We start from the raw sequence: 25,931 nt of genomic DNA on the forward strand, positions 1-25,931 counted from the left end.
GACTAACTAAAAAAAAGATTGCGCCTTATGTGCATTCCGAAAAGAAAATCCTCAATGGGGTAGAAGTCACGATAACCCGGACCAATATTAGGACTGAACCGCTCTCGCAGGAATACCTGGACGCGATCGAATTCCTAAAGCGTACAAGTCTCTGGAAAAAAAATAGGTCCTAGCGCTGCGGCGCGACGGCATCGGAATAAATCTTATCAATCGCCGCCGCGTAATGCTCCGTAATCACCTTCCGCTTCATCGAAAGCTTCGGCGTCATCTCCCCCTTATCCACCGTCCACTCCTGCGGCAGCAATTCAAACTTCTTCACCTGTTCGATGTGGTTGAGCGTCTGGTTGGCCCGCTCGACTTCGGCGGCAAAAAGCTCCAGCACCCGCGGCTCGCGGATGACCTGCTCGTTGGAGGTATAGGGTATGCCGTTGGTGGCGGTCCACTTTTTTAACGCGGTAAATGACGGCACGATCAGGGCGCCGACGAATTTCCGTTCGGGGCCGACGACCAGGACCTGTTCGATGAAGGAGCTTCCCAGCATCTTTCCTTCGACGGCCTGGGGAGCGACGTATTTCCCGCCGCTGGTTTTGAATAGTTCCTTTTTGCGGTCGGTGATGCGCAGGAAGACGTTGTCTTCCAGGATGCCGATATCGCCGGTGTGGAGCCAGCCGTCGATGATGGTTTCGGCGGTGAGGTCGGGGCGTTTGTAATAACCCATCATGACGCTGGGGGACTTCACGCATATTTCTCCATCGGGGGCGAGCTTAAGCTCCGTTCCGTTGATGATCGGGCCGACGGTACCGAAGCGCGTCATGCCTTCGGGGGCGCGGCGGTTGACGCTGATGACGGGGCTGTGCTCGGTGGGGCCATAGCCTTCATACACCGGGATGCCGCCGGCGTTGAAGATGCGCAACAAGCGCTCCTGGCACGCGGCGCCACCGGTGACGATAAAGGTGATGCGGCCGCCGAGCGCGGCGCGCCATTTGGAAAAGACCAGCTTGTTCGCCAGAGACAACTGGAGGCGATAGCCCAGGGAGCCATGCTTATTGTTGTCATATTTCTCCCCGAGCGCCAGCGCCCAGAAGAAAAGCGTTTTCTTGATCCCTTTGAGCTCGTGCGCGGTCGCCATGATCCGCTCATAAACCTTCTCCAGCAATCGGGGGACGGTGGTAAAACCGTCGGGGTTTATTTCCCGGAGGTTGGCGGCGATGGTGTCGTTGCTCTCCGCGTAATAGATGCTGATGCCGCTAAAGATATAGATGAAGGTAACGCAACGCTCGAAGATATGGTTGAGGGGCAGGAAGCTCAACGCCTTTGTCTGCGGGTCGTCGGGGAAGGGGAAGCTTTCCTTGGCCATCATGACGTTGGTTACGATGTTGCGGTGGCTGAGCATTACCCCCTTGGGCGTCCCGGTCGTGCCGGAGGTGTAGATGATGGTCGCCATGTGGTCGGGGAGGATGGCGTCGCGCAAAGCCTTCAACCGCGCGGCCTCTTCCGCTGAAGCATCGACCAGGAGCGAAGTCCAGGAGGTAGCCCCGTCAACCGCGTCAAAAGCAAAAACCTGCCGTAAAGAAGGCACCTTCGGCCGCAGCGCCTCCACCTTGTCAAACTGCTCCTTGTTGTTGACAAACATATATTCCACCCGGGCGTCATTCAGGATGAACTCCAGCTCCACCGGGTTGGTAGTAGGATAGATGGGCGTCAGCACGGCCCCGAGCTGCTGGACCGCCAGGTCGGTAACCACCCATTCGGGCCGGTTGTTGCTGATGATGGCGATCTTGTCCTGGCCTTCGGGGGTCATGTCCTTGCCGCTGACCCCCAGCCGGGACAGCCCTGTGCTCAGGCGATCGACGAGCCCCTTGATCTCCGCGGTCGAATAGGAACGCCATGCGCCATTTTCCTTGGCGGAGAGCATGTTTGGTTTGTTGTAGCGTTCCAGCTGGTAGTCCAGGCCATCAAATAGACGCGTCGCGGTGGTTGTCATACGGCAACAATTAGGGTAGGAATATACGGGTTTTTATGGGAAGCGCGCGCAAGGCCGCCGGGAAGTCCCAACGGGCCGCCGGAAACGGGCCGCACATGCAGCTAGTCCTTCGCCTTGGTCTGATAATATTGCCCCTTGGGTATCTTGAACACCCTCCCCCGGGCAAATCCGTAAAAGTTGTTGAACTCCGTATTGTGCGCGCTCACCCAGGCATTGTAGGTCTTTTCGTCTCCGGCAGAACCAAAAATCCACTGGTTATACGCCGTGAACATCCCTTGCTGCAGCAGCTGGCGCTGGTAGTCGAAGAGCCGGCAGGGGAATTGGGTAGCATACTTGCTGAACCAGTCCAGCACAAAACGGCTGCGCATCGCCGTGAGCGACTCGGCATCGATGCCGCCGGTGAGGGCGGACGCCTGCGCTTTGAGGGTGGCGCGGAGGGCGTTCTCAAAGGCATTCGCGGGGCGGCCCTTTTTATCGGTCAGCGGGCTGAGGTAGTCATCCTTGGAGTATACTTTTTTATAGCTGTCCAGCACGAGCGCCTTGATTTCCGGCGTGCGGCGGGTAAGGCTCTCCATGTCGACGAATATCTCGCCATAGAAAAGACTCCAGACCGGGTCGATGGGGTAATAATATTTGGAGGCGTAGTAGTAGTTCCCGGGATAGCTCGGGTCCGCTTCGATCCCCTGCTCCCAAACCTTGATGGCGTCCGCGCCTTCCGCGAGGCTGCCCAGGAAGATGCCGTAGTCGGCGTACAGGGGGCCGGAGTCGGGGAACTTCTTAATGGCTTTTTTATAGAGCTTTTCGGCTTCCTTGTTTTCGCCAAGGGCCACATAGATGTTTCCCGCGACCTGGTAACAGGCGTCGTCACCATTGTCGGAGGAGACCATCGGTTCGATCACCTGCAAAGCCTTCGAATAGTCCTTGTTGAGGTAGTAGCAGAATGCCAGGGACTTTACCACTTCTATATTGCCGGCGTCCTGGTTGTAAGCTTTGTTGAGCACCGCGATGGCGTTGGTAAAGTCTCCGCCCTGCATGAGGGAGTTCCCCGTTTCCAGCTCCTCCTTCACCGTCTGGGCATGGGCGAACGTCGCCGCCAGGAGCAACCCAAACAACATAGTGGTCCTAATTATCTGCATCGATTGAAAGTGTTTTAGTGGATCAGGTGGGTCAGCAGACCGTCCCGCAATTTAGGTTCGAACCAGGTGCTTTTCGGCGGCATGACCTCACCGCTGTCGGCAATGTCAAACAATTGCCCTATGGTCACCGGGTGCAGGCTGAAGGCTACGGCCATGTCGCCGCTGTTGACACGCGACTCCAGCTCCCCCAAACCGCGTATGCCGCCCACGAAGTCGATCCGGTTGTTGGTCCGCGGGTCGTCGATACCCAGAATGGGCTTTAGTAGCCGTTCCTGGAGGATGGTCACGTCCAGGACGCCGATCGGGTCGCTGGTAAAGGTGCCGGGTTTCGCAGTCAGCCTGTACCACTTGCCGCCCAGGTACATGCCGAACTCGTGGAGCTCCGCCGGCAGTACGGCCGAGGCGGAGGGCTCGACGTCGAAAGAGTCCCCCACGCGCTCCAGGAAGGCGCCGGCGCTCAGACCGTTCAGGTCTTTTACCACCCGGTTGTAGTCCATGATCCTGAGCTGGCTGGCCGGGAACAAGGTCGTCAGGAAATAGCCGGACGCCTCGGTGGGCGCGGTGCTCATTTCCATGCGGACCTTGGAAGCGGAGGCTGCCCGGTGGTGACCGTCGGCGATATAGGTACAGCCGCAGCTGTGCGCGAACAATCCCGTGATCTGGGCAATGACGGGTTCGTCGTTGACCACCCAGACCGTATGACGGACCTGGTCATCGGCTTCGAAGTCGTAGACCGGGGTTTTGTCCCTGATCCATTTATCGATCAGTTGTTCGACGGCGGGGATGTCCTTGTATGCCAGGAAAACATTCCCCGTCTGCGCGCCCGTGACCTTGATGTGGTTGATCCGGTCCAGTTCTTTTTCGGGACGCGTCAGCTCGTGCTTCTTGATCACCCCCGTCATATAGTCCTGTATGGCGCTGGCGCAGACGAGCCCGGTCTGGCTGCGGCCGTTCATAACAAGCTGGTAAATATAGTAGCAAGGCTTCGTCTCCTGGAATACGATTTCCCGCTGGAGGAACGCGTAGAGGTTTTCCTTTGCTTTCACATATACTTCGGGGGAGTGAACGTCCGTCCCCTCCGGGAGATCGATCTCCGATTTCGTGACGTGCAGGAATGAATTCGGGTTACCCTGGGCTTCTACTTTCGCCTCCCGGGAGCTCAACACGTCGTACGGTTTGGAAGCTACCAGCCGGGCAAATTGCGCCTGGGGTCTAAGTGCTTTAAAAGGTGCGATGACTGCCATTATCCATGTTGTTTAGCAAAGTCTTCCATAAGGGAGACTATATCTTTCACACTGCTCAGCGGCAGGGCGTTGTATAAACTGATCCTGAAACCACCCACGCTCCGGTGGCCCTTTATGCCGTACATGCCGGCCTCCTTACAGCGCGCGGCAAAGGCCTGTTCCAGGGCGGGATCCTTCATCACGAAACAAGCGTTCATCCGGCTCCGGTCTTCTTTTACCACCGTAGGCGAGAACACGGGCAAGCGGTCCAGGGCGCCGTACAAAAGGGCGGCCTTTTGCGTGTTGGCCTGGTCGATGGCCGCTACGCCCCCTTGCGCCTTCAACCAACGCAGCGTCAGCATGCTGACGTAGATGGCAAAAACGGGAGGCGTATTGAGCATGGACCCTGCCTCGATATGTTTCTGGTAATCAAGGATACCGGGTATCTTTCGTTGGACATGACCCAGCGCGGAGCGTTTAACCACGGTCAAAGTCGTTCCGGCGGCGCCTATGTTTTTTTGGGCGCCCGCGTAGATCAGGTCGAAACGCGAATAGTCCATCTCCCGGCTCAGGATGTCACTGCTCATATCCGCTACCAGGGGGACGCCGTTCGTAGAGGGAATATTGTGCCATTCTGTGCCGTAGATCGTATTATTTGTTGTGATATGCAGATAGGCCGTCCCCGGTTTTACAGAGAACTGCCTCGGAATGTATGTATAATTTTTATCCTGGGAGGACGCCACGACATCGACCTTACCGAATTGTTTGGCGTAGGAAATCGCCTTGGAGGACCAGACCCCGGTATCGATATAGGCGGCCGTACCGGTTTCGTCCAGGAGGTTCATGGGCACCTCCATGAACTGGGTGGTCCCGCCGCCATGGAGGAAAAGCACTTCATATTCCGGTCCCAGGTTCATCAACTCTCTAACCAGGGAACGGGCTTCATCCAGAACGGACTCGAACAAAGGAGTGCGGTGACCGATTTCCAGGATGGAAAGACCGGTTTCGTTAAAATTCAGCACTGCCTTGGCCGCTTCCTGCAGCACCACATCCGGCAAAATGGAGGGTCCTGCGTTAAAGTTATGGATCATTGGGTTAACCTGTTAGGCTGCAAACCTACATCAAAATACGGCTATCTGTTATCTTTGCGTCATGATCTTCCCATCTTCCCTCTTGGAAAATGCGGTGAACGAATTCGCAAAACTCCCCGGCATAGGCAAAAAAACGGCCCTGAGACTGGTCTTGCATCTCATTAAACAAGAGCAGGGGTCCGTTCAACTTTTTAGCGATACGATCGCCCGTATGCGTAACGAGATCCGGTTCTGCACCCGCTGTCACAACATCGCGGACGGGCCGCTGTGCAACATTTGCAGCGACCGTGGACGCAAAGCCGATACAATTTGTGTAGTAGAGAACATACGGGACGTCATGGCCCTGGAAGCCACCGGCCAATACAACGGGACATATCACGTCCTGGGTGGCGTGGTGTCGCCGCTGGACGGTATCGGCCCGGACCAGCTTCCCATCGACGCCCTCGTCCGGAGGGTACAGGAGGAGGGAACCAGGGAGGTCATTTTTGCCTTGAGTCCCACCATACAAGGCGACACCACGATCTTTTATATCCAGAAACAGCTGGAGCCTTACAGCCTGGCAATCACTACGATAGCCCGTGGCATATCGTTCGGGGGGGAATTGGAGTTCACGGATGAGCTGACGCTGGCCCGGTCGCTGGCGGGGAGGCTACCGGTGGGACAATATGTTGGGCGTACATTATAAATGCGTATATTTGCGTTTCGAAAACAGGCGGATTTGTTTATTGTTCGGCCTGAACTGAAAAAGATTCAGAACAGAACTAATAAACGCGTTACGAGGCTCCAATCCATCCCTGACCGGATGATACACAACCCCCGCGTTTATGGCAGTTCCTTCTGAAAAAAAGGAGGAAAATTATGGAAACGATCAGTGATTGTTTACGCAAGCGAATTCTGATCATCGACGGCGCGATGGGAACCATGATCCAACGCCACCGGTTGACGGAAGAAGACTACAGGGGAGAACGCTTCAAGGACTGGCCCTCTGACCTTAAAGGCAACAACGACCTGCTCTGCCTGACCCAGCCCGACATCATCAAAGGCATCCACCTCGAATACCTCGAGGCGGGCGCCGACATCATCGAAACCAATACCTTCAACGCCCAGCGCGTCTCGATGGCGGACTACCACATGGAAGACCTGGCCTACGAGATCAACGTGGCGGCGGCGCGCGTGGCCCGGGAAGCGGTCCGGGCGTTCGGCGGCGGCCGGCCGGTCTTTATCGCCGGCGCCATCGGCCCGATGAACAAAACGCTGTCACTATCCCCCGACGTCAACAACCCGGGTTTCCGGTCGGTGAGCTTCGACGAGGTCTCGGACGCCTATTACGAGCAGGTGAAAGCCCTGGTCGAAGGCGGCGTCGACCTGCTCCTCATCGAGACGATCTTCGATACGCTCAACGCCAAGGCGGCGATCTACGCGATCAAGAAGTTCTTCCGCGACAGCGGTAAACCCGAGCTGCCCATCATGATCAGCGGGACGATTACCGATGCTTCCGGCCGCACCCTCAGCGGTCAGACGCTGGAGGCCTTCTATATTTCGGTCCAGCACGCGAACCCCCTGAGCGTCGGTCTCAACTGCGCCCTGGGCGCGGCGGAAATGCGGCCCCACGTCGAAGAGCTCAGCCACATCGCGGGTTGTTTCACCTCCGCTTATCCCAACGCCGGGCTTCCCAACGCCATGGGTGAATACGACGAGCTCCCCGAACAAACCGCCCACTTCATCGAGGAATGGGCGCGCGAGGGTTATGTCAACATCGTCGGCGGTTGCTGCGGCACCACGCCCGACCATATCCGCCACATCGCAGAACAAGTAAAAAAACTCGCGCCCCGGCCTCTACCCGAGCTCGCGGCAGCCCTGTAACCATGTCGAACGTCATACCTCCTTATCTCCGTCTCAGCGGACTCGAGCCCCTGATCGTCCGCCCCGAAACCAATTTCGTCAACGTTGGGGAGCGCACCAATGTCACCGGCTCCAAGAAGTTCGCCCGGCTTGTCCGGGAAAGCCAATACGAAGAAGCCCTGAGCGTCGCCCGCCAGCAGGTGGAAAACGGCGCGCAGGTCCTCGACGTCAACATGGACGACGCCCTGCTCGACGGGGAAAAGGCCATGACGACCTACCTCAACCTCCTGCAAAGCGAACCCGACATCGCCAGGATCCCGATCATGATCGACTCCTCCAAGTTTTCGATCATCCACGCAGGGCTCAAATGCGTACAGGGGAAGTGTATCGTCAATTCGATCTCCCTGAAAGAAGGGGAAGCTAAATTCGTAGAACAGGCGTTCATTTGCAAAAGCTTTGGCGCCGCAGTCGTCGTCATGTGTTTTGACGAAGACGGCCAGGCGGACAACAACGAGCGCCGGATGCGCATCTGCGAGCGCGCGTACAAGATCCTCACGGAGACGGCCGGTTTCGCGCCGCAGGACATCATCTTCGACCCGAACGTCTTCGCGATCGCCACGGGTATCGAGGAGCACAACAACTATTCCGTCGAATTCATCGAGGCCTGCCGCCTCATCAAGCAAAAGTACCCCCTCGTCAAGATCAGCGGGGGCGTGAGCAATATGTCGTTTTCCTTCCGGGGGAACGAAGCCGTCCGGGAGGCCATGCACTCGATCTTCCTGTACTATGCCATCGCGAACGGCATGGACATGGGGATCGTGAACGCGGGCCAGCTGCCCGTCTATGAACAGATCGAACCCGAGCTCAAAAAACTGTGCGAGGATGTCATCCTGAACCGCGACCCGAGCGGCGGCGCGACCGACCGCCTGATCGTCTTCGCCGAAACGGTCAAGGCCAAGGGCGCCGTCCATGTGAAGGATGAGACCTGGCGGCAGGGCACCGTCCAACAACGCCTGAGCCACGCCCTGGTCAACGGCATCACCGACTATATCGAGGCCGATACCGAAGAGGCTCGCCAGGCCTATCCCAAACCGCTGGATGTGATCGAAGGGCCGCTGATGGACGGGATGAGCGTGGTGGGTGACCTTTTCGGGAGCGGGAAAATGTTCCTACCCCAGGTCGTCAAAAGCGCGCGCGTGATGAAAAAGTCCGTGGCCGTACTGACGCCTTATATCGAACTGGAAAAAACGTCCCAAAAACGGACCTCCGCCGGTAAGGTGATCATGGCCACGGTCAAGGGCGACGTGCACGACATCGGCAAGAACATCGTGGGCGTGGTCCTGGGTTGTAACGGGTATGAGATCGTCGACCTGGGGGTGATGGTCCCCGCCGACAAGATACTGGAGACCGCCCAAAAGGAAGAGGCCGACGTCATCGGTTTGAGCGGCCTGATCACCCCTTCGCTGGACGAAATGGTGCACGTTGCCAAGGAAATGAACCGGCGCGGCATGACCATACCGCTGTTGATCGGGGGCGCCACCACCTCACGCACCCACACCGCCGTCAAGATCGCCCAGGAGTACCCCCACGGCGTCGTCCACGTACTCGACGCCAGCCGGAGCGTAACCGTGACCGGCAACCTGCTCAATCCGCAGCAAAAACCAAATTTCCTGGCCCAGCTGTCCGTGGAGTATCAAAAACTCCGGGAAGACTTCGCGCGGAAGAAGACCATAAAACAGTTGCTCCCGATAGCCAACGCCCAGGCGCGGCCCATGCCCATCGAATGGTCGTCCTATACGCCGCCGGCGCCCAGCTTTACGGGCGTGCGGCACTTCCTGGACTATGACCTCGGGGAGATCGCCAAAATGATCGACTGGGGCCCGTTTTTCATGGCCTGGGAAATGCCGGGACGCTTCCCCGCCGTCCTGTCCGACGAGCGCTTTGGCGCGGAAGCGACTAAGCTGTACAACGACGCGCGGGCGCTTTTGCAGCGGATCGTCGATGAGAAGTGGCTGACCGCCAATGCCGCGGTGGGGTTCTGGCCCGCCCGCGCCGACGGGGATGATGTTTTGATCGCTGTCGACGGCTCCGAGCAGCGCCTCTGCCACCTCCGCCAGCAGATCAAGAAGGCGGCGGACCAGCCGCAATTCTGCCTGGCCGACTTCGTCAGCCCGCTCGGAGGCGACCATATCGGCGGCTTCGAGGTGACTACCGGCATCGGCATCGAAAAGTGGATCGAACACTTCGAACGCCAGAACGACGACTACAATTCCATTTTGCTAAAGGCGCTCGCCGACCGGCTGGCCGAGGCCTTCGCGGAGCTGATGCACCAACGCGTCCGCCGCGAGCTCTGGGGTTATGCCGCGGACGAGCAGCTTACGCCCGAAGACGTCGTCGCCGAACGCTACCAGGGTATCCGCCCCGCGCCCGGTTATCCGGCCTGTCCCGACCATACCGAAAAGTGGAAGTTGTTCAACCTCCTCGATCCCACCGGTAAAACGGGTATTTCCCTCACCGAATCCCTGGCGATGTATCCCGCCTCCTCGGTGTCCGGCTGGTACTTCAGCCATCCCCAAAGCATCTATTTCGGGGTGGGTAAGATCGACAAGGACCAGGTGGAGCAATATGCGGTCCGCAAAGGGATGAGCGTGGAGGAGGTCGAGAAATGGCTCCGCCCGAACCTGGATTATGACATCTGACGACGGCCTTATTTCTGACGCCGGCCTTCCAGGATGAGGTAGGCCGCGAGCCACGGGTTGTGCGCCATCGCGTTCACCGCTTTTAGTATCGCTGCCTTGGCCCCACCCTCACAGGCATTGTATGGCCCGTACCGTATTTTGAGCGCAAATCCGCCGTGGGCAAAGCATTGACGGTACTCCTCCGGGTAAAGTAACCGCTCCGTCCAGCTGCCGGTTTCGGGGTCGCAGGTGTTTGTCGGGTGCGACGGCTCCGGGGGGAGCTCGCCCGTCGCCGCGTAGCGCGCCGCCGCTGCCAAAATATCGTCCCTACGCAATCCCCGCGTTAGTCTTGCCAGTTCCCGCACGCCGCCGGCGATCTCCAAACGCTGTTCGTAGAAGGGCCGGACCGCAACCCAACGGTTTGCCGCCGATGCCGGGGTGCCGACATGCTCGTCGATCCGTTGGATCTTCTTTATCTGCCGCGCCTTTATCCAGTGCAGCGGGTTGGCGGAGGTCGTCAGGGTGACGCGCTCCAGCCCGCGGGCTCCCCGCATCAACGCGGAAAGGTCGTATACGTGCTCGACGACGTCGGTCCCTACGAGATACCTGTAGCCTTGCGAAGGCAGTTCGCGACACGTCGTGACGGTGAGCCCCAGCCGGTCCGCCAGGGTCCCTGCGGCCGCCAGGAAGTGCTCGTCGACATCGACAAGGGCCACCTTTTCAAACCCGCAATGCCGGGCGAAAAGCCCGAGGAGCCCGTTCCCGCAGCCAAAGTCGATGAGGCTGCCATCGGTGCGCAGGTCTTTCAACAGGTCCGCGTAAAGACGCAGGTAGTACTGCCGGTGCGCCAGCAAATGCTCCAGGTAGGCGGCTGCGTAGGGATCGGCGGAGATGTCCCCCGGCGTTATCCGATCGAGCAGGTGTGAAAAGGACGCGATCGCAGTCTTGTTCATCTCTTACGTGAAATTATTCGTTTTTTTGTACCCGGATGTATATCTATAACGTCACTTCACTGATCGACCCCGCCATCCTGCAGGACTGGCTGTCATGGATGCGCGACAAGCACCTGCCGGCGGTCATGGACACCGGCTGTTTCCAGCGCTTCCAGCTCGTCCGCCTGCTCGACCTGGACGCCAGCCATGGGCTTACCTTCGCCGTGCAGTATTATGCGCAGGATCGGGACGCCTGCGACCACTTCGCTAACGACTATGAACCGGTCCTGGAAAGGGAAAGCCAGCGCCTCTGGGGCGAAAAATGTCTCTCCTTCAAAACGCTTATGGAAGTTATGCACTAGGTGTGGATATATTCCTCCCTGGAAACCCGCACCCAGACTAGCTATCAGGGTTTTTTACCCAAATCCGCTGTGGGCGGGGGTTTCAGCCGATCAGCACTACCCCGTTTGCTAAATTTTTGCTTCCAAACCCTTACACCATGCGGGTTATAGCGAATTTGCACGACCCATTTTCCGGCCAAAAATATTTTGTTGAAATAAAAAACCGGCTATATTTGTTTCTGCTAAAATATACCCTACTATGAACAAAGCTGAATTAGTTGCTAAAATCGCCGAAGACGCCGGCATCACTAAGACCCAGGCCAACGCTTCACTCGACTCTTTTGTTGAAGCCGTTACCAAAACCCTGAAAGGTGGTGGTAAAGTGACGCTGGTTGGTTTCGGAACTTTCTCCGTCACCAAACGCGCTGCCCGTAATGGCCGCAACCCTCAGACTGGCGCCGTGATCAAGATCAAAGCGAAGAAGGTCGCCAAGTTCAAGGCCGGTAAGGAACTTGCTGCCAAGCTGTAAGTATCCAGCCGAAAGCGATTTTGCGAAAGCAGGTGCGCTATAACAGCCTACCTGCTTTTTTTATGCCCCGCCCCGCCGAAATTTCGTACATTTGACGCCCCGAGGGCGCTGCTGGCGGGCATTCATCACACAATAAAAATTTGCGCAATGGGTCGCGGTGACAAAAAATCGAAAAAGGGTAAGATATTCCGCGGGTCTTTTGGTAAGACCCGGCTTAAGAAGAAAACGAAGCACGCGAAATTCATCGTGAAGCCCGCATAGGGCGCGTATAGCCCTAAGGGCGCAACGCGTCCGCGGCATACGAGCATTCGTTTATGGTGCGAGGCGGTCGATACTCCAGGTATTGGCCGCCTCGTTGCGTGTATAGAGGAGACGGTCGTGGAGACGGCTGGGCCGGCCCTGCCAGAATTCGATGGAAACGGGGACGACGCGGTAGCCGCCCCAATGGGGGGGGCGCGGGATTTCGCCCGGGCCGTACCGTCGGGTGACCTCCCCGAGGTTATGATCCAGCACGGAGCGGTCGGCGATAACCTGGCTTTGGGGAGACGCCCAGGCGCCCAGCTGGCTGCCGACGGGCCGGGAGTGGAAGTAGGCGTCGCTTTCGGCCACACTTACTTTTTCCACGGCTCCGCTGATCCGAACCTGGCGCTCCAGCTCCTTCCAGAAAAACAAAAGCGTCGCCCGCGGGTGCGCGGCCATGTCTTCGCCTTTACGGCTGTCATAATTGGTGAAAAAAACAAATCCCCGCTCGTCAAACCCCTTCAACAACACGATCCGCGCGTCGGGCAAACCACCGGGAGAGACGGTCGCGAGCGTCATCGCGTTGACCTCGTCTATCTGCGAAGCCATCGCCTCCTCCCACCAGCGCCCGAATTGCGCCAGCGCGTCTGGCGCCGCGGTGCTTTCGCCGAGCTCCTTTAGTTTGTAATCCTTACGTATGTCGGCTATCTGTTGCACGATCCTTTATTTGACGAGCGTCCCCACCGCATCGCCTGTAACCACGCGCAGCAGGTTCCCCGGGCGGTTCATGTCGAACACGATGATGGGCAGGTTGTTCTCCTGGCACAGCGTAAAGGCGGTCATGTCCATGACCTTCAGACTGCGCGAGATGACTTCGGAGAAGGTAATGGTATCGTACTTCTTCGCGGTGGGGTCCTTTTCGGGGTCGGCCGTATAGATACCGTCCACGCGGGTGCCTTTAAGAATGACGTCCGCCTTGATTTCGATGGCCCTGAGTGAGCCGGCCGTGTCGGTGGTGAAGTAGGGGTTGCCCGTGCCTGCGCCAAAGATCACGACGCGGCCCTTTTCCAGGTGACGGATCGCGCGGCGGCGGATATAGGGTTCGCAGATCTGCTCCATCTTAATGGCGCTCTGGAGACGCGTGTACACCCCGATCTTCTCCAAACCGCTCTGGAGGGCCATCCCGTTGATCACGGTGGCGAGCATCCCCATATAGTCCCCCTGGGCGCGTTCGATACCCGTCTCCTGTTCATTCATCCCCCGATAAATATTCCCGCCACCGATCACGATGGCGACCTGTACTCCGAGGTCCGTGATGATCTTTATATCCTGTGCGTAAGCGGCAATCACATTGGGGTCCAACCCGAAGCTGTTCTCGCCCATCAGCGATTCACCGGACAGCTTCAGCAAAATGCGTTTGTACTTAGGGAGCATGTTGTCTCGATGATTGATATTGGGGGCGAAGATAGGGAAAAAGAGCGGGCCACAGGCCCGCGGCGCGGCGCGCAAAAAAAAGCCGCCCGTTTCGGGGCGGCTTCCAATATGATTAGCGATGCTTATCCAAGTGCTACGCGAACGAAGCTCGTCACCTTCAGCGCGGGATCCACGCTCTTCAGGTAATCCGCTACGCTCTTCGAGTTGTCCTTTACGAAGGCCTGCGCCATCAGGGTGCTTTCCTTGAAGAAGTTGTTCAGCTTCCCGGCGGCGATCTTTTCGAGCATCTCGTCGGGCTTGCCGGCCATCTTCGGGTCTTGTTTGATCTGCTCCAGGACGATGGCCTTTTCGCGTTCGATGGCCTCGGCGGGAACCGAGCTTTCGTCGACTGCTACGGGGTTCATGGCGGCGATCTGCATGGCGAGGTCCCTACCGGCCTCGAGGGCGGCGTCGCCACCCTTGCTCAGACCGACCAGGACGCCCATGCGGTTAGCGCCATGGATATAGGCGGCGACGGCGGCCGCGTCGATGCGTTCGAAACGGGTGATGCCGATCTTTTCCCCGATCTTACCCACCTGCTCGTTTATCTTTTCGACTACGGTTATCCCTTCGTAGGGAGCGGCGTTCAGCTCGTCGAGGGTCTTAAGGTCCTTCGCGATCGCCAGGTCGATCAGGCTCTGGGCGAAGGCAACGAATTCCGCGTTCTTTGCCACGAAGTCGGTTTCGCAGGCTACGCAAAGGACGAAACCGGAAGCACCGCCCTGGGTCGTCTTGGCGATGACCACGCCTTCCTTGGCTTCGCGGTCCTGGCGCTTGGCGGCCACCTTCTGGCCTTGCTTACGCAGCCAGTCGATGGCGGCGTCGAAGTCTCCGTTCGATTCGGTGAGGGCCTTACGGCAATCCATCATCCCGGCGCCTGTTGCCTGGCGCAATTTGTTGATATCTGCTGCTGTTATCGTTGTCGTGCTCATAGTTCAATATTAAAGAAATAATACCGGGCCTCGCGGCCCGGTAAAAATGTTTAATCGAGGCTTAATGCGAAAGCATTAGCGAGGGCCGCCTCCACCGCCACCGGGACGGGGACCGCGGTTGCCGCCACCGGCAGGGCTGCTGGTACGACGACGTTGACCGCCACCGCCACCATGACCGCCACCACCGGGGCCACGGCCACCACCGCCGGGTCCGCGACCGCTGCCGCCACCGGGACCACCCCGACGGCTACGCTCGCGTTCCTCTTCGCTGCCCATTTCGAACTTCGGACCGCCGGCTTCGGACTCTTCAGTCTCTTCAACCTCGTCGGCCTTTTCAGCCTGGCGCTCGGCCAGACCTTCCGCAATGGCTGCGGTGATGTATTCGGTAATGATGGCGATCGACTTGGTCGCGTCATCATTGGAAGGGATCGCATAATCCACCTTGTTGGGGTCGCCGTTGGTATCGACCATCCCGAAGGTGGTGATCCCAAGACGCTTGGCTTCGGCCAGACCGATGTGCTCGTGACCGATGTCCACCAGGAAGAGCGCTGCGGGCACCCTACTCAGCTGGGAAATGCCACCCAGCACCTTTTCCATCTTGTCCTTATCGCGGGAGAGGGTCAGGCGCTCTTTCTTGGTGATGCTGTCGAAGGTGCCGTCGCTGAGCATCTTTTCGATGCTCTGCATCTTCTTGACGCTTTTGCGGATGGTGGCGAAGTTGGTCAGCATACCCCCCAGCCAGCGCTCGGTGACGTAGGGCATGTTGACGCGCTTGGCGCAATCGGTGACGATCTCTTTTGCCTGCTTCTTGGTAGCGACAAACATGATCTTCTTACCGCTCTTGGCGATCTGCTTGAGGGCGGCGGCAGACTCCTGGAGGTGGTCGACCGTCTTGTTCAGATCGATGATATGAATACCTTTCTTCTCAGCGAAGATATAAGGCAGCATCTTGGGGTTCCACTTCTTGCGCAGGTGGCCGAAGTGAACGCCGGCTTCAAGGAGCTGCTGCTGGAGAGACGTATTATTTTCCATTTTCGAATTTTTATGCTGAGCGACCGTCCCAGGGACAGAAGCACACTTTTGAGGTTAACGTTTAGAGAACTGGAACGAGCGACGAGCCTTCTTGCGACCGGGTTTCTTACGCTCGACACCGGCCGGGTTACGCGTCATATGGCCAGCAGCCTTGAGCGCGGGGCGGAATTCCGGGTTGATTTCGCAGAGCGCGCGGGCGATGCCCAGCTTGGCGGCTTCTGCCTGACCCTTGATCCCACCGCCGGTGGCATTGATCTTCACGTCGTATTTGTCCAGCGCCTCAACCGTCTTGAGCGGCATTTCCACCTGGTTCTGGAGATATACCAGCGGGAAGTAGACCTTGTAGTCCTTGTCGTTCACCGTGATCTTGCCCTCTCCCCTGCTCAGGAAGACGCGGGTGACGGCTTCTTTACGACGACCCACTGCATTTTTTTGTTTTTCCATGTATCTGGAATTTGGTGTGTTAGTGATTAGAATTGGAGGGTTTTAGGCTGCTGGGCGCCGTGCGGATGCGCTTCGCCGGCATAAACGAACAGCTTTTTGAACATCTTCCTGCCGAGGCGGTTCTTGGGGAGCATCCCCTTGATGGCCGTTTCGATAACGGCTTCGGGGCGACGCTTCAGGAGGTCCTTGGCGAGCTCCGTCTTCTTACCGCCGGGATAACCGGTGAAATGGATGTACTCCTTTTCTTCCAGCTTGTTACCCGTGAACTTCACCTTGTCGGCGTTGATCACTACGATGTAGTCACCACAATCTACGTGGGGCGTGTAATAGGCCTTATTCTTCCCGCGAAGAATGGCTGCGATTTTGGCGCACATCCTACCCACGGTTTGATTGGTACCATCCACCACATACCAGTTGTGCTGGACAGTAGCCGCGTTGGCGTGCTTGGTCGTGAAATGTTGTTGGCTCATTTTTTCTTTTTTATTGTTATCACCCTACCGCCATCCCGGGCAGGGCATCCCTCAGGTGAGGGAGCGCAAAGGTACGAGAATAATTTGCGGAAAAACCAGTTTTCGCGCGACTTTTTTCAGCGGACCCTCACAAAACGCTGTAGTTCAATGAATTTTTTGACACCTCGCGAAGATGGAGGCCTCAAAACGGCGCCTGGCGGGGCTATCGGGGCGCCTATGTGACACCGGCGGGGCAATCGGGCGCCTAGTGCGGCACCGGCGGGCAGCGGTAGGTGCCCAAATTGAAGGAAAGCGTGATCTGCGCGGTGGCATAGGAGTCTTTGTTCCCGGAGTACCCCCGCTGCCGGCCGGCTTCGCCGATCGGCGCCCCATATACATAGGAGCGGTCCTGGAGGAGATAAGCCACCGAGGGTTCGCCATTGGGTTGGGTCGGGAAGGCCGCTGCGCCAGCGTAAGTCGTGCTGACGTCGTCCAGGTAGTCGGTGGTGGTGAACCGGTAGAGGACCTCGAAGCCGATATTGACGTCTTCGTTCAGGGCGTACTTGAACCCGAACCCGATGGGAAGGCATATGGCCATCGTGCTGTATTCTTTCCTGCCTGAGACGACGCCTTCCCCCTCGGTATGGAGGGGGCGGAGATAATATTTCTGGCCATTCAGGTAGGCATAGGGGTCGTAGTGGAACGCGCCTACCCCCAAAGTGAGGTACGGCGTAAATCGTTCATCCGGGTCTACGGGGTTGAACCGAAAGAAGTTAAAATCCCCCTGGAGGGTCAATTCCCAGATGTCGCTGTTGAAGCTGAGGTTCCGGGTATGCTGGTAGGCGTTTTTGCTATAAATATCGCTATAACCCACCCGGGCGTACTGACCGCCGAGCCGCAGGGCGACATAGTCCCCGAATTGTTTCCGGAAAAAAGCCCCCAGGGCCAGTTTGGAGTGGGTGATGTCCCCGTTGGTATTGAGGTCCCCGAAATAGCTTGCCGCACCCGCCGTGATGCCTATTTCACCGGTATGGATAAAACTTTCGTATTGAGCCCGGGCGCCCAAAAAAGCCAGACAGAGCACCAGCAGGAACGCGAATTTGTTCATAATTACAGGCTAGGAAACGAATAAGAGGCCCTTTTTTGTATGCGGCGGCGCCAGTTTCTTTTGCGGGGGCTGCCCCGCCGCGCTAATTGCGCTTGTCGAGCCCCCAGGAGAGCTTATTCCGGAGGGTCTGCAAAAAGTTATTCTCATTGAGGCGAAGAAGATTGATGGAAAAGCTCTCTTTTTTCACCGCCAGCTGGACCTGCCGCGAAACGATCTCCTTCCGCGAATCCAGCACGCAGATGAACTGATCGGAGCGGCCTTCGATCTCGAAGGATATGATGTTGTGGTCGGGCACTACGATCGGGCGGACGTTGAGGTTGTGGGGCGCCACGGGGGTAATGACGAAATTGGCGGCGTCCGGGAAAATGACCGGGCCGCCGCAGCTCAGGTTGTAGCCGGTAGAGCCCGTTGCCGTGGATACGATCAGACCGTCCGCCCAGTAGGTATTCAGGAACGCCCCGTTCAGATAGGTGTGGATCTTGATCATCGGGGACGTGTCCTTCTTGTGGATCGCGAATTCGTTGAGGGCGTAAGGCACCTCCCCGAACAGGGGCTCATCGGAGTCCAGGTGGATCAGCGAGCGCCGGTCGAGGACGTACGTACGGTTGATGAGCGACGCGACCGCGGTCCGGAGCTCTTCCTTGCCGATCCCCGCCAGGAATCCCAGCCGGCCGAAGTTGATCCCCAGGATGGGGATCTTCTTGTCCCGTACCAGCGTAACGGTGTCGAGCAGGGTACCGTCCCCGCCCAGGCTGATAAAGCAATCGATCTGCTCGTCCAGGTCGTAAAAAGTTTCGAATTGCTCCACGGGCTCCGGGACGCGTACGCGCTCCCGTATCTGTTCGTAGAAAGGGCGGTAGATGACCGGGGTGATCCGGTGTCGGGCAAGTTCGTCCATCAACATCTGGACTTCCGTAAGCTGATCTTCCTCCATTCCCCTCGTGTATATACCGATGCGCATGGTAGCCAAGTTAACTAAAAGCCTTTGTAATTATGTAAAAACAGACCGCTTTTACCCAACTGGTTCCAGCTGAACTCGATCTTCAGCTGGATATCGTAAATGGTCACGATATCCAGCCCGACCCCCTCGGTATACAGGAAACGGTTGTTGAGAAAACTGCCGTACTGCGGACCATCCGACGACACATACCCGGCGTTGAAGTAGGCCTTGAGGAACATGCGGATGGGCAGGGTACCGTATATCCTGGAATTTTTGAACAACGTCGGGAATTCGTGGTTGAGGATTTCCCTCCGCACCGTCAGCCGGCCCAGCGCGCCAAACGAGCCATCCACGATATAGTACTCCAGCCCCTGGAGGTATAGCCCGCCAAAGCCCAGCAGGTGCTGGGTGGTATACGGCTGGACGCCGGGCGTCTTGGCAACCACCGAGGCCTCCGCGCCCAGGTAGGTGCGCCACCCCAGCGGCCGGTAATAGCCGCCCCGGACGGTCACCGTCAGGCAATTCATATCAGGCGTGAGACCCAGACCCTTGTCGTCGATCTGGGCGTATACGGACCATCCCCTGAGTGGATAAGGGATAAAATCCACCCCCTGGTACTGATACGTATAACTGAGCTCCGGGTAACGTATGTGCGTACGCCCCCCCGCGAAATACGAAGCATAGCCGGCCTTGCCGATGAGGGCATTGATCGTGTCGCCGATCAACTCGTTGGTATACCCGAATTGCACGGTATGTTTTTGGGTCGAGCCTATCTTGTATACGTACCCGATACTGCCTTGTACGGTCCGGTGGATAAACACATCGCTCAGGTGCGTCGTATCCGGGAAGAACACCTGCTTATTGGAATCGGTGGCGTAGTTAACCTGTTTGGCGTTGTTGTACAGCGCGCCAAAGACCAGGTACTGGCGGAGCTTCCGGTCGAGGTAGGGGCTTTCGTATCCCAGGTTGACCAGCCGGTTGTAGCCGTTCTCGAGGTAGAGGTGTATCTTATCGTTACGACCGGTGATGTTGTACCAGGAAAAATGGATGCCGTAGTCCACCCGTTGCAGGCTGTGGTTTTCTTCCACCCACCACTGGTTGAAATTCCGGTCGATGATCTTGAGATAGGGGATGGGAAAGATGTACCAACGCTCCTTGAAGTCGAGCACGACGTCCACAGCCCCATCTCTCCAGTTCATGACCCCGGGCGTCACGTCGATGAACAGGAAGGTATTCATCAACTGTTCGTGGGTCTTTTGGAGCAGGTCGTTCAACCTGGCCACGGGTATGCGGTCTCCTTCCCGGAAGGGTACCTCCCGGAGAATGATATAAGGTCGGGTCTTTTTGTTGCCTTGAAGGACGATGCGGCGCACCAGGACGGTCGCGCTGTCGGGTGTGTTTTGGCCGGAGGCCTGGGTGGTTAGCAATAAAATCAGAACGCAAACGCTCAGCCGTAAACCCATCAAATATTGAGATAATTCATTAAATGTGCGTAGTTGGAGCGAAGGTCGTCCTCCGAAAGGTTGTCTCCAAAATACGTTTCGATGACGTACTCGTACCGCTGGAAGGTGGCGAGCACATCCTGTATGTCGTTCCGGTTGAGTTTGATGGAGACGGTGAGCATGCCCGTATTGGGGTCCTTCTGTGTAGTCACGTGCACGACGGTGGCGTCGTTGGATTCCACGAGCCGGCCTATCTCGCTCAGCGAAAAGTTACGGGGCTCCATGCTCAGTATGATCAGGCCGCCCGGTTCCTCCGCCCCCGTATACTCGTCCAGCGCTATCAACAGCTCCGATGTGGTGATGACGCCGAGGAACTCGCCGTCAAGCCGGACAACAGGGATCACACTCAAATGCATTTTCTTCCAGAGGCGCAACGCAGCCAGGAAGTGCTCTTCCTCCGCTATGGCCACCTTGTTCAACATCATACCCAGCTCTTCGATCGATTTGGAGTCGTCTTCGACGTCCAGCAGCTCGTTCTCCTCCACCAGCCCGAGGTACTTATCGTCCTGGGTGACGGGGAGATGGGTGATGTGGTAGTCTGTCATCAGCTGCAAGGCCTGTCTGGCGGTGTCTTGTACCCGAAGATTGGGGATCGAATGGGATAACAGGTTAACGGCCCGCATGATTTATGTTTGGTCAGGCGCTCACCGGGAGCTCTTTGAGGAACTTCTCGAGGATTTCGTTGAACTCCCCGGGTACCTCCATCATCGGTGCGTGCCCGCATTTATCAATAAAGTGTAGCTCCGAATTCTGGATCAGGCGGTGGAACTCTTTACCCACAAAAGGAGGCGTAATGGTGTCGTTGTTGCCCCAGATGAGCAAGGTAGGTTGCTGTATCTGGCTTACCTCTTCCCCCAGGTTGTTGCGGATGGCGCTCTTCGCCAGCGCAATGATCTTGACGACGTTCAGCCGGTTGGACGTGATCGCGTAGACCTCGTCCACCAACTCCTTGGTGGCCATCGCAGGATCGTAAAATGTGAGCTCCGTTTTACGCCGGATATATTCGTAATCCCCCCGTTTGGGATAGCTGTCTCCCATCCCGTTCTCGAAGAGACCGGAACTTCCCGTCAGGATCAGGGATTTTATTCTTTCAGGGTGTTTGAGGGTATGGAGCAAGGCTACGTGTCCGCCCAGGGAGTTGCCCAACAGGTGGATATCCTGATAATCCCTGGTTTCGATGAATTTGTGGACGTACTTCTGGAGACCTCCGACAGAAGTATGGAGGAGATCCAGGTCCAGGAGGGGCAGCAGGGGCAATACCACCCGGTAGTGGCGGCTAAAGTACCCCAGTTGGTCCTTGAAGTTGCTCAACTCTCCGAACAAGCCATGCAGAAGGATGAGTGGTTCCCCCTGTCCTTCCTCGATAAACCTGAACTTATCCTGCTGTTTGATTTCGTAATTCATCATTCCAAAAATCTTCCGTTGTTAAATCACCCTCTTTCTTCCGACAATTTACTCATTTTCCGGCAGTCTCCCGGGTGCTAAAATATGACTATGGGCCTACTTTATCAAAGAATTTGTCCAACCGTTCAAATATGTCCCTGAACCAGGGTAGCGCTAGCCCCAACACCCCGATGACCTTGGGCGCCACCATCGAAAGGTAAGGGTAGGTAACCGAATGCCCCAGCGTATCCTGGCCGATCAACCGCATCCGCACCACGTAGTACAACAGGATACTATAGATAGTTACATATAGAACTATATAGAACAGCATCCCTCCCAGCCGGTTAGCCCATCCGAGCGTCAGACCTTCCACGGCCTTTTGCAACATCAGCGCGAGCCACCGGACGAGCAGGACGACACCGAGGAAGACCGCGAGAAAAGCGATCAGCGGCATCCACCGGGCGCCGGCATGGATCATGGGTTCCAGCCAAACGCCCATCGCATGAGAGAACTTCATGGCCGCCGCCAGCCCAAGCACATAAGCGACCAGGGCGAACAGGGCCAGGATGAGTCCCCGGAAAAAACCCCTGATCGCGCCCAGGCAGACGATAACCAATAAGAGGATGTCAATGATCATTAACCCTGGAGCAATTCCTTTACGGCGGCGGCTATGGACTTACCATCCGCTTTGCCTGCCAGTTCCTTGTTCGCGGCGCCCATCACCTTACCCATGTCGGCCGGGCCCTTTGCCCCCGTTTTTTCGATGATGCCTTTCAGGGCGGTCTTTAGTTCGTCCGCGTTGAGCTGGGCGGGAAGATACTTCTCGATCACGGAGACTTCTTCCAATTCCTTACCGGCAAGGTCGGCCCGGTTTTGTTGCTGAAAAATTTCGATGGAATCCTTCCGCTGCTTGACGAGTTTCTGGAGCAGGGACAGCTCCTGGGCTTCAGACACCGTCCCGTTGTTCCCTTCGGACGTCTTGGCCAGGATGATCGCCGCCTTGATGGCCCTCAGGCTTCGGACCGTCGGTTCGTCCTTGGCCAGCATGGCGGTTTTCAAATCGGTATTGATGGTTTGTTCCAGTGACATAGTTTTGCTTCGCTTAAGTGTTACCCTTTTGTTGGATTTCCCTGAATTTCTTATAAAAAGTGCCCGCAAACTGCTTCATATCGGCCACCAGCTCGGTTTGATGGGTGGCCCGCTCATAGGTGTCGGCCATCGTCAGCAGCACCTGGTAATAAAAATCGGCCATTTCATCGACCATCATATCCTTGGTCCACAGGTCGATCCGCATCGCGGTCTTGTCTTCGCCATCCCAGAAGGCCATCATGAAGGCTTTGGCTCTTTCAATATTGTCTTGCGCCCGCCATTCGATCTTCTCAGGGATCTTGTTTTCATCCAGGTATACGTCCACCGAAATGGAGTTCTTGCTCATATTAACAAATTAACTAAGATGGCAAAGGTAATGATTAATCGACTGCTAACCTGTTAAGACTTGTTCATATTGGCGTAACACAGCCGCCCCGTCAGGGACGCGGCCGTTGTCCATCAAGCGCTTCCGATATGCTTCGTCCTTGTACAGGCGTAGCATGGCCTCCACGATGGCCGGGAAAGCATCCGGGTCGACCCATTCTACCGCGTTTTCCGCCCACCCCCGGGCGGCGCTTTCCGCGGTCGAGATCAGCGGGACGCCCATCGTCAGGGCCGCTGCGGCCACCCAACCCAGGTTGTCGGTCTCCGCGGTGTACAGCCAGGCGTAGGCGCCCGGCGCTGCCGGCGCCCATTGTTCCATTACTCTGACATCGGCCCGGTACTTGTACGTATCGAGGCTTTCCTGGAAAGTAGGGTCTTCCACCCTCCAGGGGGCTATCAGAAGCCGCATCTGGCTCCGCTGCCGGATTTTAAACTGGGAAAACGCCTTCATGACTTCCTTCCAGCGTTCCTGCCGGTCTATGACGCCGAGCCATAGGAAGTATTCTCTCCGATCGCTATAAGTCGCCCGGATAGCTTCCCGCTCTTCCCAGGCAAAGGGGCCCGCCGGCGGGTAATAGGGGGGTAATATCACCCCGGCCTTTCCGTCGGCCGTCGTGAGCCTCACCCCTTTAAGCGGTTCCACCCGCAGCAGCGTCTGTGGCACCTCCGCCGGGACCGCCTGACCCGTCCAGCTCACCCAGCGGTCCAAACCCCGCTCCCGCATCACCCGGGGGACCGTTTTTTTCAGCCAGCCGCCGGGGATGAACTGCTCGCGCCAGTTGGGAGCGGTTTCGGCCCAATGGGACGCAGTTGCGGGAGTTGCGTTTTTTTTCCCTAATATTGTATAAGTATGGCCCAGGCCTCTCAAGCCTTCAAGCACAGATAGAACCATCCGGTCATACCCGTCAGCGGCTGGATTTTCCCATAAAGTACCGTCAATGGCGAAATGCATAACCTTACAAATTTACTGTAACTTCGAATCACATACATTTTATGCTATATAACACGTTACGCACCAGTATGACCATGCGAGAGTATGGTCGGCATATTCAGCAAATGGTGGATTATCTGATGACGATCGAGGACCCGGAGAGAAGACAACGAAACGCCTACGCCCTTATAGAACTGATGGGTTTTCTCAACCCCCAGCTCCGCAACGTCGAAGACTTCCGTCACAAATTATGGGATCACCTGTTCCTCATATCCGATTTCAAGCTCGACGTCGAGAGCCCTTATCCCATCCCCACGAGGGAAACGCTGAAAAGCAAACCCGAACGCCTGCCTTACCCCAAGCGCTACCCCAAGTTCAACCACCTCGGTAAAAACATCGAGATCGTTATCAATAAGGCCCTTAGCGAAGAGGACGCCGACAAGCGGCAGGGGTTCGCCAACGCGATCGCCTATTACATGAAGCTGGCGTACAGCAACTGGCACCACGAGCTCGTACACGACGACTCCATCCAGGCTGAACTGAACAACCTGACCCAGGGTCAGCTGGAGTTTAACAACCGCCCCTTTGTCAAACACCGCGCAAGCCCCGAACGCGAAGAGTTCATCTCCAACGTGGGCAAGCCCCGCCACAAACAGCACTATTCCCAGAACAACCGCGGCGGCAATGGCAGCCGTCAGGGCGGCAACGGGAACCGAAACATCAACGGGAACCGGGACGGGGGCAACGGCAACCGCCAGGGGGGCAACAATAACGGCAACGGCAACGGCAACCGCAACCGATTCAACAAAAAAAGATTTAAGTGAGCGCTTTTGAAGTAGAAGGCGGCAAAAAGCTCAAAGGGGAAATCGTGCCCCAGGGCGCCAAGAACGAAGCCCTCCAGATCATTTCAGCCGTACTCCTGACCGCCGAGACCGTCAAGGTCACCAATATCCCGGACATCCTGGACGTCAACCTGCTGATCGAATTGCTCTCAGAGATGGGCGTTACCATTGAACGTCCCAGCAGGGATACCTGTATATTCACGGCCGATAATGTGGACGTCGACTACCTGCAGAGCGAGGCTTTCCGCCAGAAGGGCGGTCGTCTGCGGGGTTCCGTCATGATCGCCGGGCCCATGCTTGCCCGGTTTGGCAAGGCCTTCATCCCCCGCCCGGGTGGCGACAAGATCGGTCGCCGTCCGCTGGACACCCACATCATCGGCTTTGAAAAGCTGGGCGTAAAACCCGATTACAACACGGGCGACAACTACTTTATCCTGGACGGCAAGGACATGAAGGGCTCCTACATGCTCCTGAACGAGCCTTCCGTGACCGGGACCGCCAACATCGTCATGGCCGCCTCCATGGCGGAAGGTACCACTACCATTTACAATGCCGCCTGCGAACCCTACATCCAGCAGCTCTGCGGGATGCTCAACCGGATGGGCGCACGGATCAGCGGCATCGGTTCCAACCTCCTCACCATCGAGGGCGTGGACCGGCTCGGCGGGACCGAGCACCGGCTGCTCCCCGACATGATCGAGGTCGGCTCCTTTATAGGGCTGGCCGCCATGACCCAAAGCGCCATCACGATCCGCAGCGCGGGTCTCGACCACCTCGGCCAGATCCCCGACAAATTCCGTCAGATGGGGATCGCGCTGGTCCTGGAAGGAGACGACATCATCGTCCCGGAACAAGAGCTCTATACGATCCAGGGCAACCTGGACGGTTCGATACCGACCATCTACGACCACCCCTGGCCGGGTTTTACCCCCGACCTGCTCAGCATCCTCCTCGTCGTCGCCACCCAAGCCAGCGGGAGCGTGCTGATCCACCAGAAGATGTTCGAAAGCCGCCTGTTCTTTACCGACAAGCTGATGGACATGGGCGCCCAGATCATCCTGTGCGACCCCCATCGCGCAGCCGTGGTCGGTCTGGCCCGCCAGCGCCGCCTCCGGGGCATCACCATGAGCAGCCCCGACATCCGCGCCGGCGTAGCCCTGCTCATCGCCGCCCTTTCCGCCGAAGGCCGCAGCGTCATCCAGAACATCGAACAAATCGACCGCGGCTACCAATACATCGACGAGCGGCTTCGCCGCCTCGGGGCGAGCGTGCGCCGCGTGAACTAAGCCCGCTTATCACGGTCCCCGTGCGCCTTTTCGCGGCCGCCCAATTCCGTCCCGTGCGCCCCAAGCGTGCAGGCCCCGGTCAGTGGGGTGGGGTGCCTCTTTTACCCCGTTTTGCGAAACGTTTCGCAAAACGGGGTAAA

At 57.4% G+C, this 25,931-nt stretch carries 28 protein-coding genes; 8 read left to right on the top strand and 20 right to left on the bottom strand.

Annotation, left to right across the window (positions count from 1 at the left end; all coding sequences use genetic code 11):
- Window positions 1–169 precede the first annotated feature (169 nt).
- The 4 genes from VL547_RS09315 to serC all read right to left on the bottom strand — a co-directional run bounded on the left by VL547_RS09315 (window position 170) and on the right by serC (window position 5,434).
- A complete protein-coding gene (locus tag VL547_RS09315; protein ID WP_325577387.1) occupies window positions 170–1,984 on the bottom strand; it encodes a long-chain fatty acid--CoA ligase in 1,815 nt (604 codons plus the stop codon).
- A 101-nt stretch (window positions 1,985–2,085) separates the two neighbouring features.
- Complete coding sequence (locus VL547_RS09320; RefSeq protein WP_325577388.1) at window positions 2,086–3,120, bottom strand: tetratricopeptide repeat protein; 1,035 nt, start codon at window positions 3,118–3,120, stop codon at window positions 2,086–2,088.
- Between the two features lie 14 nt (window positions 3,121–3,134).
- Window positions 3,135–4,364 (bottom strand): DUF1015 domain-containing protein, encoded by a 1,230-nt coding sequence (locus tag VL547_RS09325; protein WP_325577389.1) that lies wholly within the window; start codon window positions 4,362–4,364, stop codon window positions 3,135–3,137.
- Window positions 4,364–5,434: a 3-phosphoserine/phosphohydroxythreonine transaminase gene (gene serC, locus VL547_RS09330; RefSeq protein WP_325577390.1), complete on the bottom strand. Its 1,071-nt coding sequence runs from the start codon at window positions 5,432–5,434 to the stop codon at window positions 4,364–4,366. The genes VL547_RS09325 and serC overlap by 1 nt, the downstream gene beginning before the upstream one ends.
- Window positions 5,435–5,495: 61 nt before the next feature.
- On the opposite strand from serC, the gene recR reads away from it, so the two are divergent.
- The 3 genes from recR to metH all read left to right on the top strand — a co-directional run bounded on the left by recR (window position 5,496) and on the right by metH (window position 9,975).
- Window positions 5,496–6,119: a recombination mediator RecR gene (gene recR, locus VL547_RS09335; RefSeq protein ID WP_325577391.1), complete on the top strand. Its 624-nt coding sequence runs from the start codon at window positions 5,496–5,498 to the stop codon at window positions 6,117–6,119.
- 173 nt (window positions 6,120–6,292) lie between these two features.
- Window positions 6,293–7,297: a homocysteine S-methyltransferase family protein gene (locus VL547_RS09340; protein ID WP_325577392.1), complete on the top strand. Its 1,005-nt coding sequence runs from the start codon at window positions 6,293–6,295 to the stop codon at window positions 7,295–7,297.
- 2 nt (window positions 7,298–7,299) lie between these two features.
- Window positions 7,300–9,975 carry a methionine synthase gene (gene metH, locus VL547_RS09345; RefSeq protein ID WP_325577393.1) on the top strand — a complete coding sequence of 892 codons (2,676 nt, stop codon included), beginning with the start codon at window positions 7,300–7,302 and terminating at the stop codon, window positions 9,973–9,975.
- An 8-nt stretch (window positions 9,976–9,983) separates the two neighbouring features.
- On the opposite strand, the gene VL547_RS09350 is transcribed toward metH, so the two are convergent.
- Window positions 9,984–10,907, bottom strand: coding sequence for a class I SAM-dependent methyltransferase (locus tag VL547_RS09350; RefSeq protein WP_325577394.1), 924 nt, complete (start codon window positions 10,905–10,907; stop codon window positions 9,984–9,986).
- 35 nt (window positions 10,908–10,942) lie between these two features.
- On the opposite strand from VL547_RS09350, the gene VL547_RS09355 reads away from it, so the two are divergent.
- The 3 genes from VL547_RS09355 (at window position 10,943) to VL547_RS09365 (ending at window position 12,017) form a co-directional block, all read left to right on the top strand.
- Window positions 10,943–11,248: a DUF4286 family protein gene (locus VL547_RS09355; protein ID WP_325577395.1), complete on the top strand. Its 306-nt coding sequence runs from the start codon at window positions 10,943–10,945 to the stop codon at window positions 11,246–11,248.
- Between the two features lie 208 nt (window positions 11,249–11,456).
- The gene (locus VL547_RS09360; protein WP_262710532.1) at window positions 11,457–11,756 is read left to right on the top strand and encodes an HU family DNA-binding protein; all 300 of its coding nucleotides are present in this window, start codon (window positions 11,457–11,459) and stop codon (window positions 11,754–11,756) included.
- A 147-nt stretch (window positions 11,757–11,903) separates the two neighbouring features.
- A complete protein-coding gene (locus VL547_RS09365) occupies window positions 11,904–12,017 on the top strand; it encodes a 30S ribosomal protein THX (RefSeq protein WP_325577396.1) in 114 nt (37 codons plus the stop codon).
- Window positions 12,018–12,068: 51 nt separating this feature from the next.
- Here VL547_RS09365 and pdxH read toward each other — a convergent pair whose 3' ends face one another.
- The 15 genes from pdxH to VL547_RS09440 form a co-directional block, all read right to left on the bottom strand.
- Entirely contained in the window at window positions 12,069–12,713 is a 645-nt protein-coding gene (gene pdxH / locus VL547_RS09370) for a pyridoxamine 5'-phosphate oxidase (protein ID WP_325577397.1), read from the bottom strand.
- A gap of 6 nt (window positions 12,714–12,719) precedes the next feature.
- On the bottom strand, window positions 12,720–13,430 hold the full coding sequence (gene pyrH, locus VL547_RS09375; RefSeq protein ID WP_325577398.1) for a UMP kinase: 711 nt from the start codon (window positions 13,428–13,430) through the stop codon (window positions 12,720–12,722).
- Between the two features lie 122 nt (window positions 13,431–13,552).
- Window positions 13,553–14,401, bottom strand: a complete 849-nt coding sequence (gene tsf, locus VL547_RS09380) for a translation elongation factor Ts (RefSeq protein ID WP_325577399.1) — start codon at window positions 14,399–14,401, stop codon at window positions 13,553–13,555.
- A 75-nt stretch (window positions 14,402–14,476) separates the two neighbouring features.
- Window positions 14,477–15,433, bottom strand: coding sequence for a 30S ribosomal protein S2 (gene rpsB / locus VL547_RS09385; RefSeq protein WP_325577400.1), 957 nt, complete (start codon window positions 15,431–15,433; stop codon window positions 14,477–14,479).
- Between the two features lie 54 nt (window positions 15,434–15,487).
- Window positions 15,488–15,877 (bottom strand): 30S ribosomal protein S9, encoded by a 390-nt coding sequence (gene rpsI, locus VL547_RS09390; protein ID WP_325577401.1) that lies wholly within the window; start codon window positions 15,875–15,877, stop codon window positions 15,488–15,490.
- A gap of 26 nt (window positions 15,878–15,903) precedes the next feature.
- Window positions 15,904–16,347 (bottom strand): 50S ribosomal protein L13, encoded by a 444-nt coding sequence (gene rplM / locus VL547_RS09395; protein WP_325577402.1) that lies wholly within the window; start codon window positions 16,345–16,347, stop codon window positions 15,904–15,906.
- 244 nt (window positions 16,348–16,591) lie between these two features.
- Window positions 16,592–17,434, bottom strand: coding sequence for a DUF6089 family protein (locus VL547_RS09400; RefSeq protein ID WP_325577403.1), 843 nt, complete (start codon window positions 17,432–17,434; stop codon window positions 16,592–16,594).
- Between the two features lie 82 nt (window positions 17,435–17,516).
- Complete coding sequence (locus VL547_RS09405) at window positions 17,517–18,395, bottom strand: NAD kinase (RefSeq protein ID WP_325577404.1); 879 nt, start codon at window positions 18,393–18,395, stop codon at window positions 17,517–17,519.
- Between the two features lie 14 nt (window positions 18,396–18,409).
- Window positions 18,410–19,837 carry a BamA/TamA family outer membrane protein gene (locus VL547_RS09410; protein ID WP_325577405.1) on the bottom strand — a complete coding sequence of 476 codons (1,428 nt, stop codon included), beginning with the start codon at window positions 19,835–19,837 and terminating at the stop codon, window positions 18,410–18,412.
- Window positions 19,837–20,499, bottom strand: a complete 663-nt coding sequence (locus VL547_RS09415; RefSeq protein WP_325577406.1) for a CBS domain-containing protein — start codon at window positions 20,497–20,499, stop codon at window positions 19,837–19,839. The genes VL547_RS09410 and VL547_RS09415 overlap by 1 nt, the downstream gene beginning before the upstream one ends.
- A 13-nt stretch (window positions 20,500–20,512) precedes the next feature.
- Entirely contained in the window at window positions 20,513–21,283 is a 771-nt protein-coding gene (locus tag VL547_RS09420; RefSeq protein ID WP_325577407.1) for an alpha/beta hydrolase, read from the bottom strand.
- Window positions 21,284–21,368: 85 nt separating this feature from the next.
- A complete protein-coding gene (locus VL547_RS09425; RefSeq protein ID WP_325577408.1) occupies window positions 21,369–21,896 on the bottom strand; it encodes a CvpA family protein in 528 nt (175 codons plus the stop codon).
- Entirely contained in the window at window positions 21,896–22,348 is a 453-nt protein-coding gene (locus tag VL547_RS09430; protein ID WP_325577409.1) for a GatB/YqeY domain-containing protein, read from the bottom strand. The genes VL547_RS09425 and VL547_RS09430 overlap by 1 nt, the downstream gene beginning before the upstream one ends.
- Window positions 22,349–22,361: 13 nt before the next feature.
- Window positions 22,362–22,694, bottom strand: coding sequence for a gliding motility protein GldC (locus VL547_RS09435; protein ID WP_325577410.1), 333 nt, complete (start codon window positions 22,692–22,694; stop codon window positions 22,362–22,364).
- A gap of 45 nt (window positions 22,695–22,739) precedes the next feature.
- Entirely contained in the window at window positions 22,740–23,684 is a 945-nt protein-coding gene (locus VL547_RS09440) for a glycosyltransferase (protein WP_325577411.1), read from the bottom strand.
- Between the two features lie 41 nt (window positions 23,685–23,725).
- Between VL547_RS09440 and VL547_RS09445 the strand changes: the two genes are divergently transcribed.
- Window positions 23,726–24,487 carry a DUF4290 domain-containing protein gene (locus tag VL547_RS09445; RefSeq protein WP_325577412.1) on the top strand — a complete coding sequence of 254 codons (762 nt, stop codon included), beginning with the start codon at window positions 23,726–23,728 and terminating at the stop codon, window positions 24,485–24,487.
- The gene (gene murA, locus VL547_RS09450; RefSeq protein WP_325577413.1) at window positions 24,484–25,791 is read left to right on the top strand and encodes a UDP-N-acetylglucosamine 1-carboxyvinyltransferase; all 1,308 of its coding nucleotides are present in this window, start codon (window positions 24,484–24,486) and stop codon (window positions 25,789–25,791) included. The genes VL547_RS09445 and murA overlap by 4 nt, the downstream gene beginning before the upstream one ends.
- Window positions 25,792–25,931 lie beyond the last annotated feature (140 nt).

The sequence above is a fragment of the Dinghuibacter sp. genome, from assembly GCF_035492835.1.
Classification (GTDB): domain Bacteria; phylum Bacteroidota; class Bacteroidia; order Chitinophagales; family Chitinophagaceae; genus Dinghuibacter.

Coding starts and splice junctions, on each gene's coding strand:
- VL547_RS09445 (WP_325577412.1), top strand. CDS start 23,726: ATGCTATATAACACGTTACGCACCAGTATGACCATGCGAGAGTATGGT.
- VL547_RS09410 (WP_325577405.1), bottom strand. CDS start 19,837: ATGGGTTTACGGCTGAGCGTTTGCGTTCTGATTTTATTGCTAACCACC.
- VL547_RS09400 (WP_325577403.1), bottom strand. CDS start 17,434: ATGAACAAATTCGCGTTCCTGCTGGTGCTCTGTCTGGCTTTTTTGGGC.
- tsf (WP_325577399.1), bottom strand. CDS start 14,401: ATGAGCACGACAACGATAACAGCAGCAGATATCAACAAATTGCGCCAG.
- VL547_RS09425 (WP_325577408.1), bottom strand. CDS start 21,896: ATGATCATTGACATCCTCTTATTGGTTATCGTCTGCCTGGGCGCGATC.
- VL547_RS09355 (WP_325577395.1), top strand. CDS start 10,943: ATGTATATCTATAACGTCACTTCACTGATCGACCCCGCCATCCTGCAG.
- VL547_RS09350 (WP_325577394.1), bottom strand. CDS start 10,907: ATGAACAAGACTGCGATCGCGTCCTTTTCACACCTGCTCGATCGGATA.
- recR (WP_325577391.1), top strand. CDS start 5,496: ATGATCTTCCCATCTTCCCTCTTGGAAAATGCGGTGAACGAATTCGCA.
- VL547_RS09340 (WP_325577392.1), top strand. CDS start 6,293: ATGGAAACGATCAGTGATTGTTTACGCAAGCGAATTCTGATCATCGAC.
- VL547_RS09405 (WP_325577404.1), bottom strand. CDS start 18,395: ATGCGCATCGGTATATACACGAGGGGAATGGAGGAAGATCAGCTTACG.
- rplM (WP_325577402.1), bottom strand. CDS start 16,347: ATGAGCCAACAACATTTCACGACCAAGCACGCCAACGCGGCTACTGTC.
- serC (WP_325577390.1), bottom strand. CDS start 5,434: ATGATCCATAACTTTAACGCAGGACCCTCCATTTTGCCGGATGTGGTG.
- VL547_RS09315 (WP_325577387.1), bottom strand. CDS start 1,984: ATGACAACCACCGCGACGCGTCTATTTGATGGCCTGGACTACCAGCTG.
- VL547_RS09325 (WP_325577389.1), bottom strand. CDS start 4,364: ATGGCAGTCATCGCACCTTTTAAAGCACTTAGACCCCAGGCGCAATTT.
- rpsB (WP_325577400.1), bottom strand. CDS start 15,433: ATGGAAAATAATACGTCTCTCCAGCAGCAGCTCCTTGAAGCCGGCGTT.
- VL547_RS09320 (WP_325577388.1), bottom strand. CDS start 3,120: ATGCAGATAATTAGGACCACTATGTTGTTTGGGTTGCTCCTGGCGGCG.
- VL547_RS09435 (WP_325577410.1), bottom strand. CDS start 22,694: ATGAGCAAGAACTCCATTTCGGTGGACGTATACCTGGATGAAAACAAG.
- VL547_RS09415 (WP_325577406.1), bottom strand. CDS start 20,499: ATGCGGGCCGTTAACCTGTTATCCCATTCGATCCCCAATCTTCGGGTA.
- rpsI (WP_325577401.1), bottom strand. CDS start 15,877: ATGGAAAAACAAAAAAATGCAGTGGGTCGTCGTAAAGAAGCCGTCACC.
- VL547_RS09430 (WP_325577409.1), bottom strand. CDS start 22,348: ATGTCACTGGAACAAACCATCAATACCGATTTGAAAACCGCCATGCTG.
- VL547_RS09440 (WP_325577411.1), bottom strand. CDS start 23,684: ATGCATTTCGCCATTGACGGTACTTTATGGGAAAATCCAGCCGCTGAC.
- VL547_RS09420 (WP_325577407.1), bottom strand. CDS start 21,283: ATGATGAATTACGAAATCAAACAGCAGGATAAGTTCAGGTTTATCGAG.
- metH (WP_325577393.1), top strand. CDS start 7,300: ATGTCGAACGTCATACCTCCTTATCTCCGTCTCAGCGGACTCGAGCCC.
- pyrH (WP_325577398.1), bottom strand. CDS start 13,430: ATGCTCCCTAAGTACAAACGCATTTTGCTGAAGCTGTCCGGTGAATCG.
- VL547_RS09365 (WP_325577396.1), top strand. CDS start 11,904: ATGGGTCGCGGTGACAAAAAATCGAAAAAGGGTAAGATATTCCGCGGG.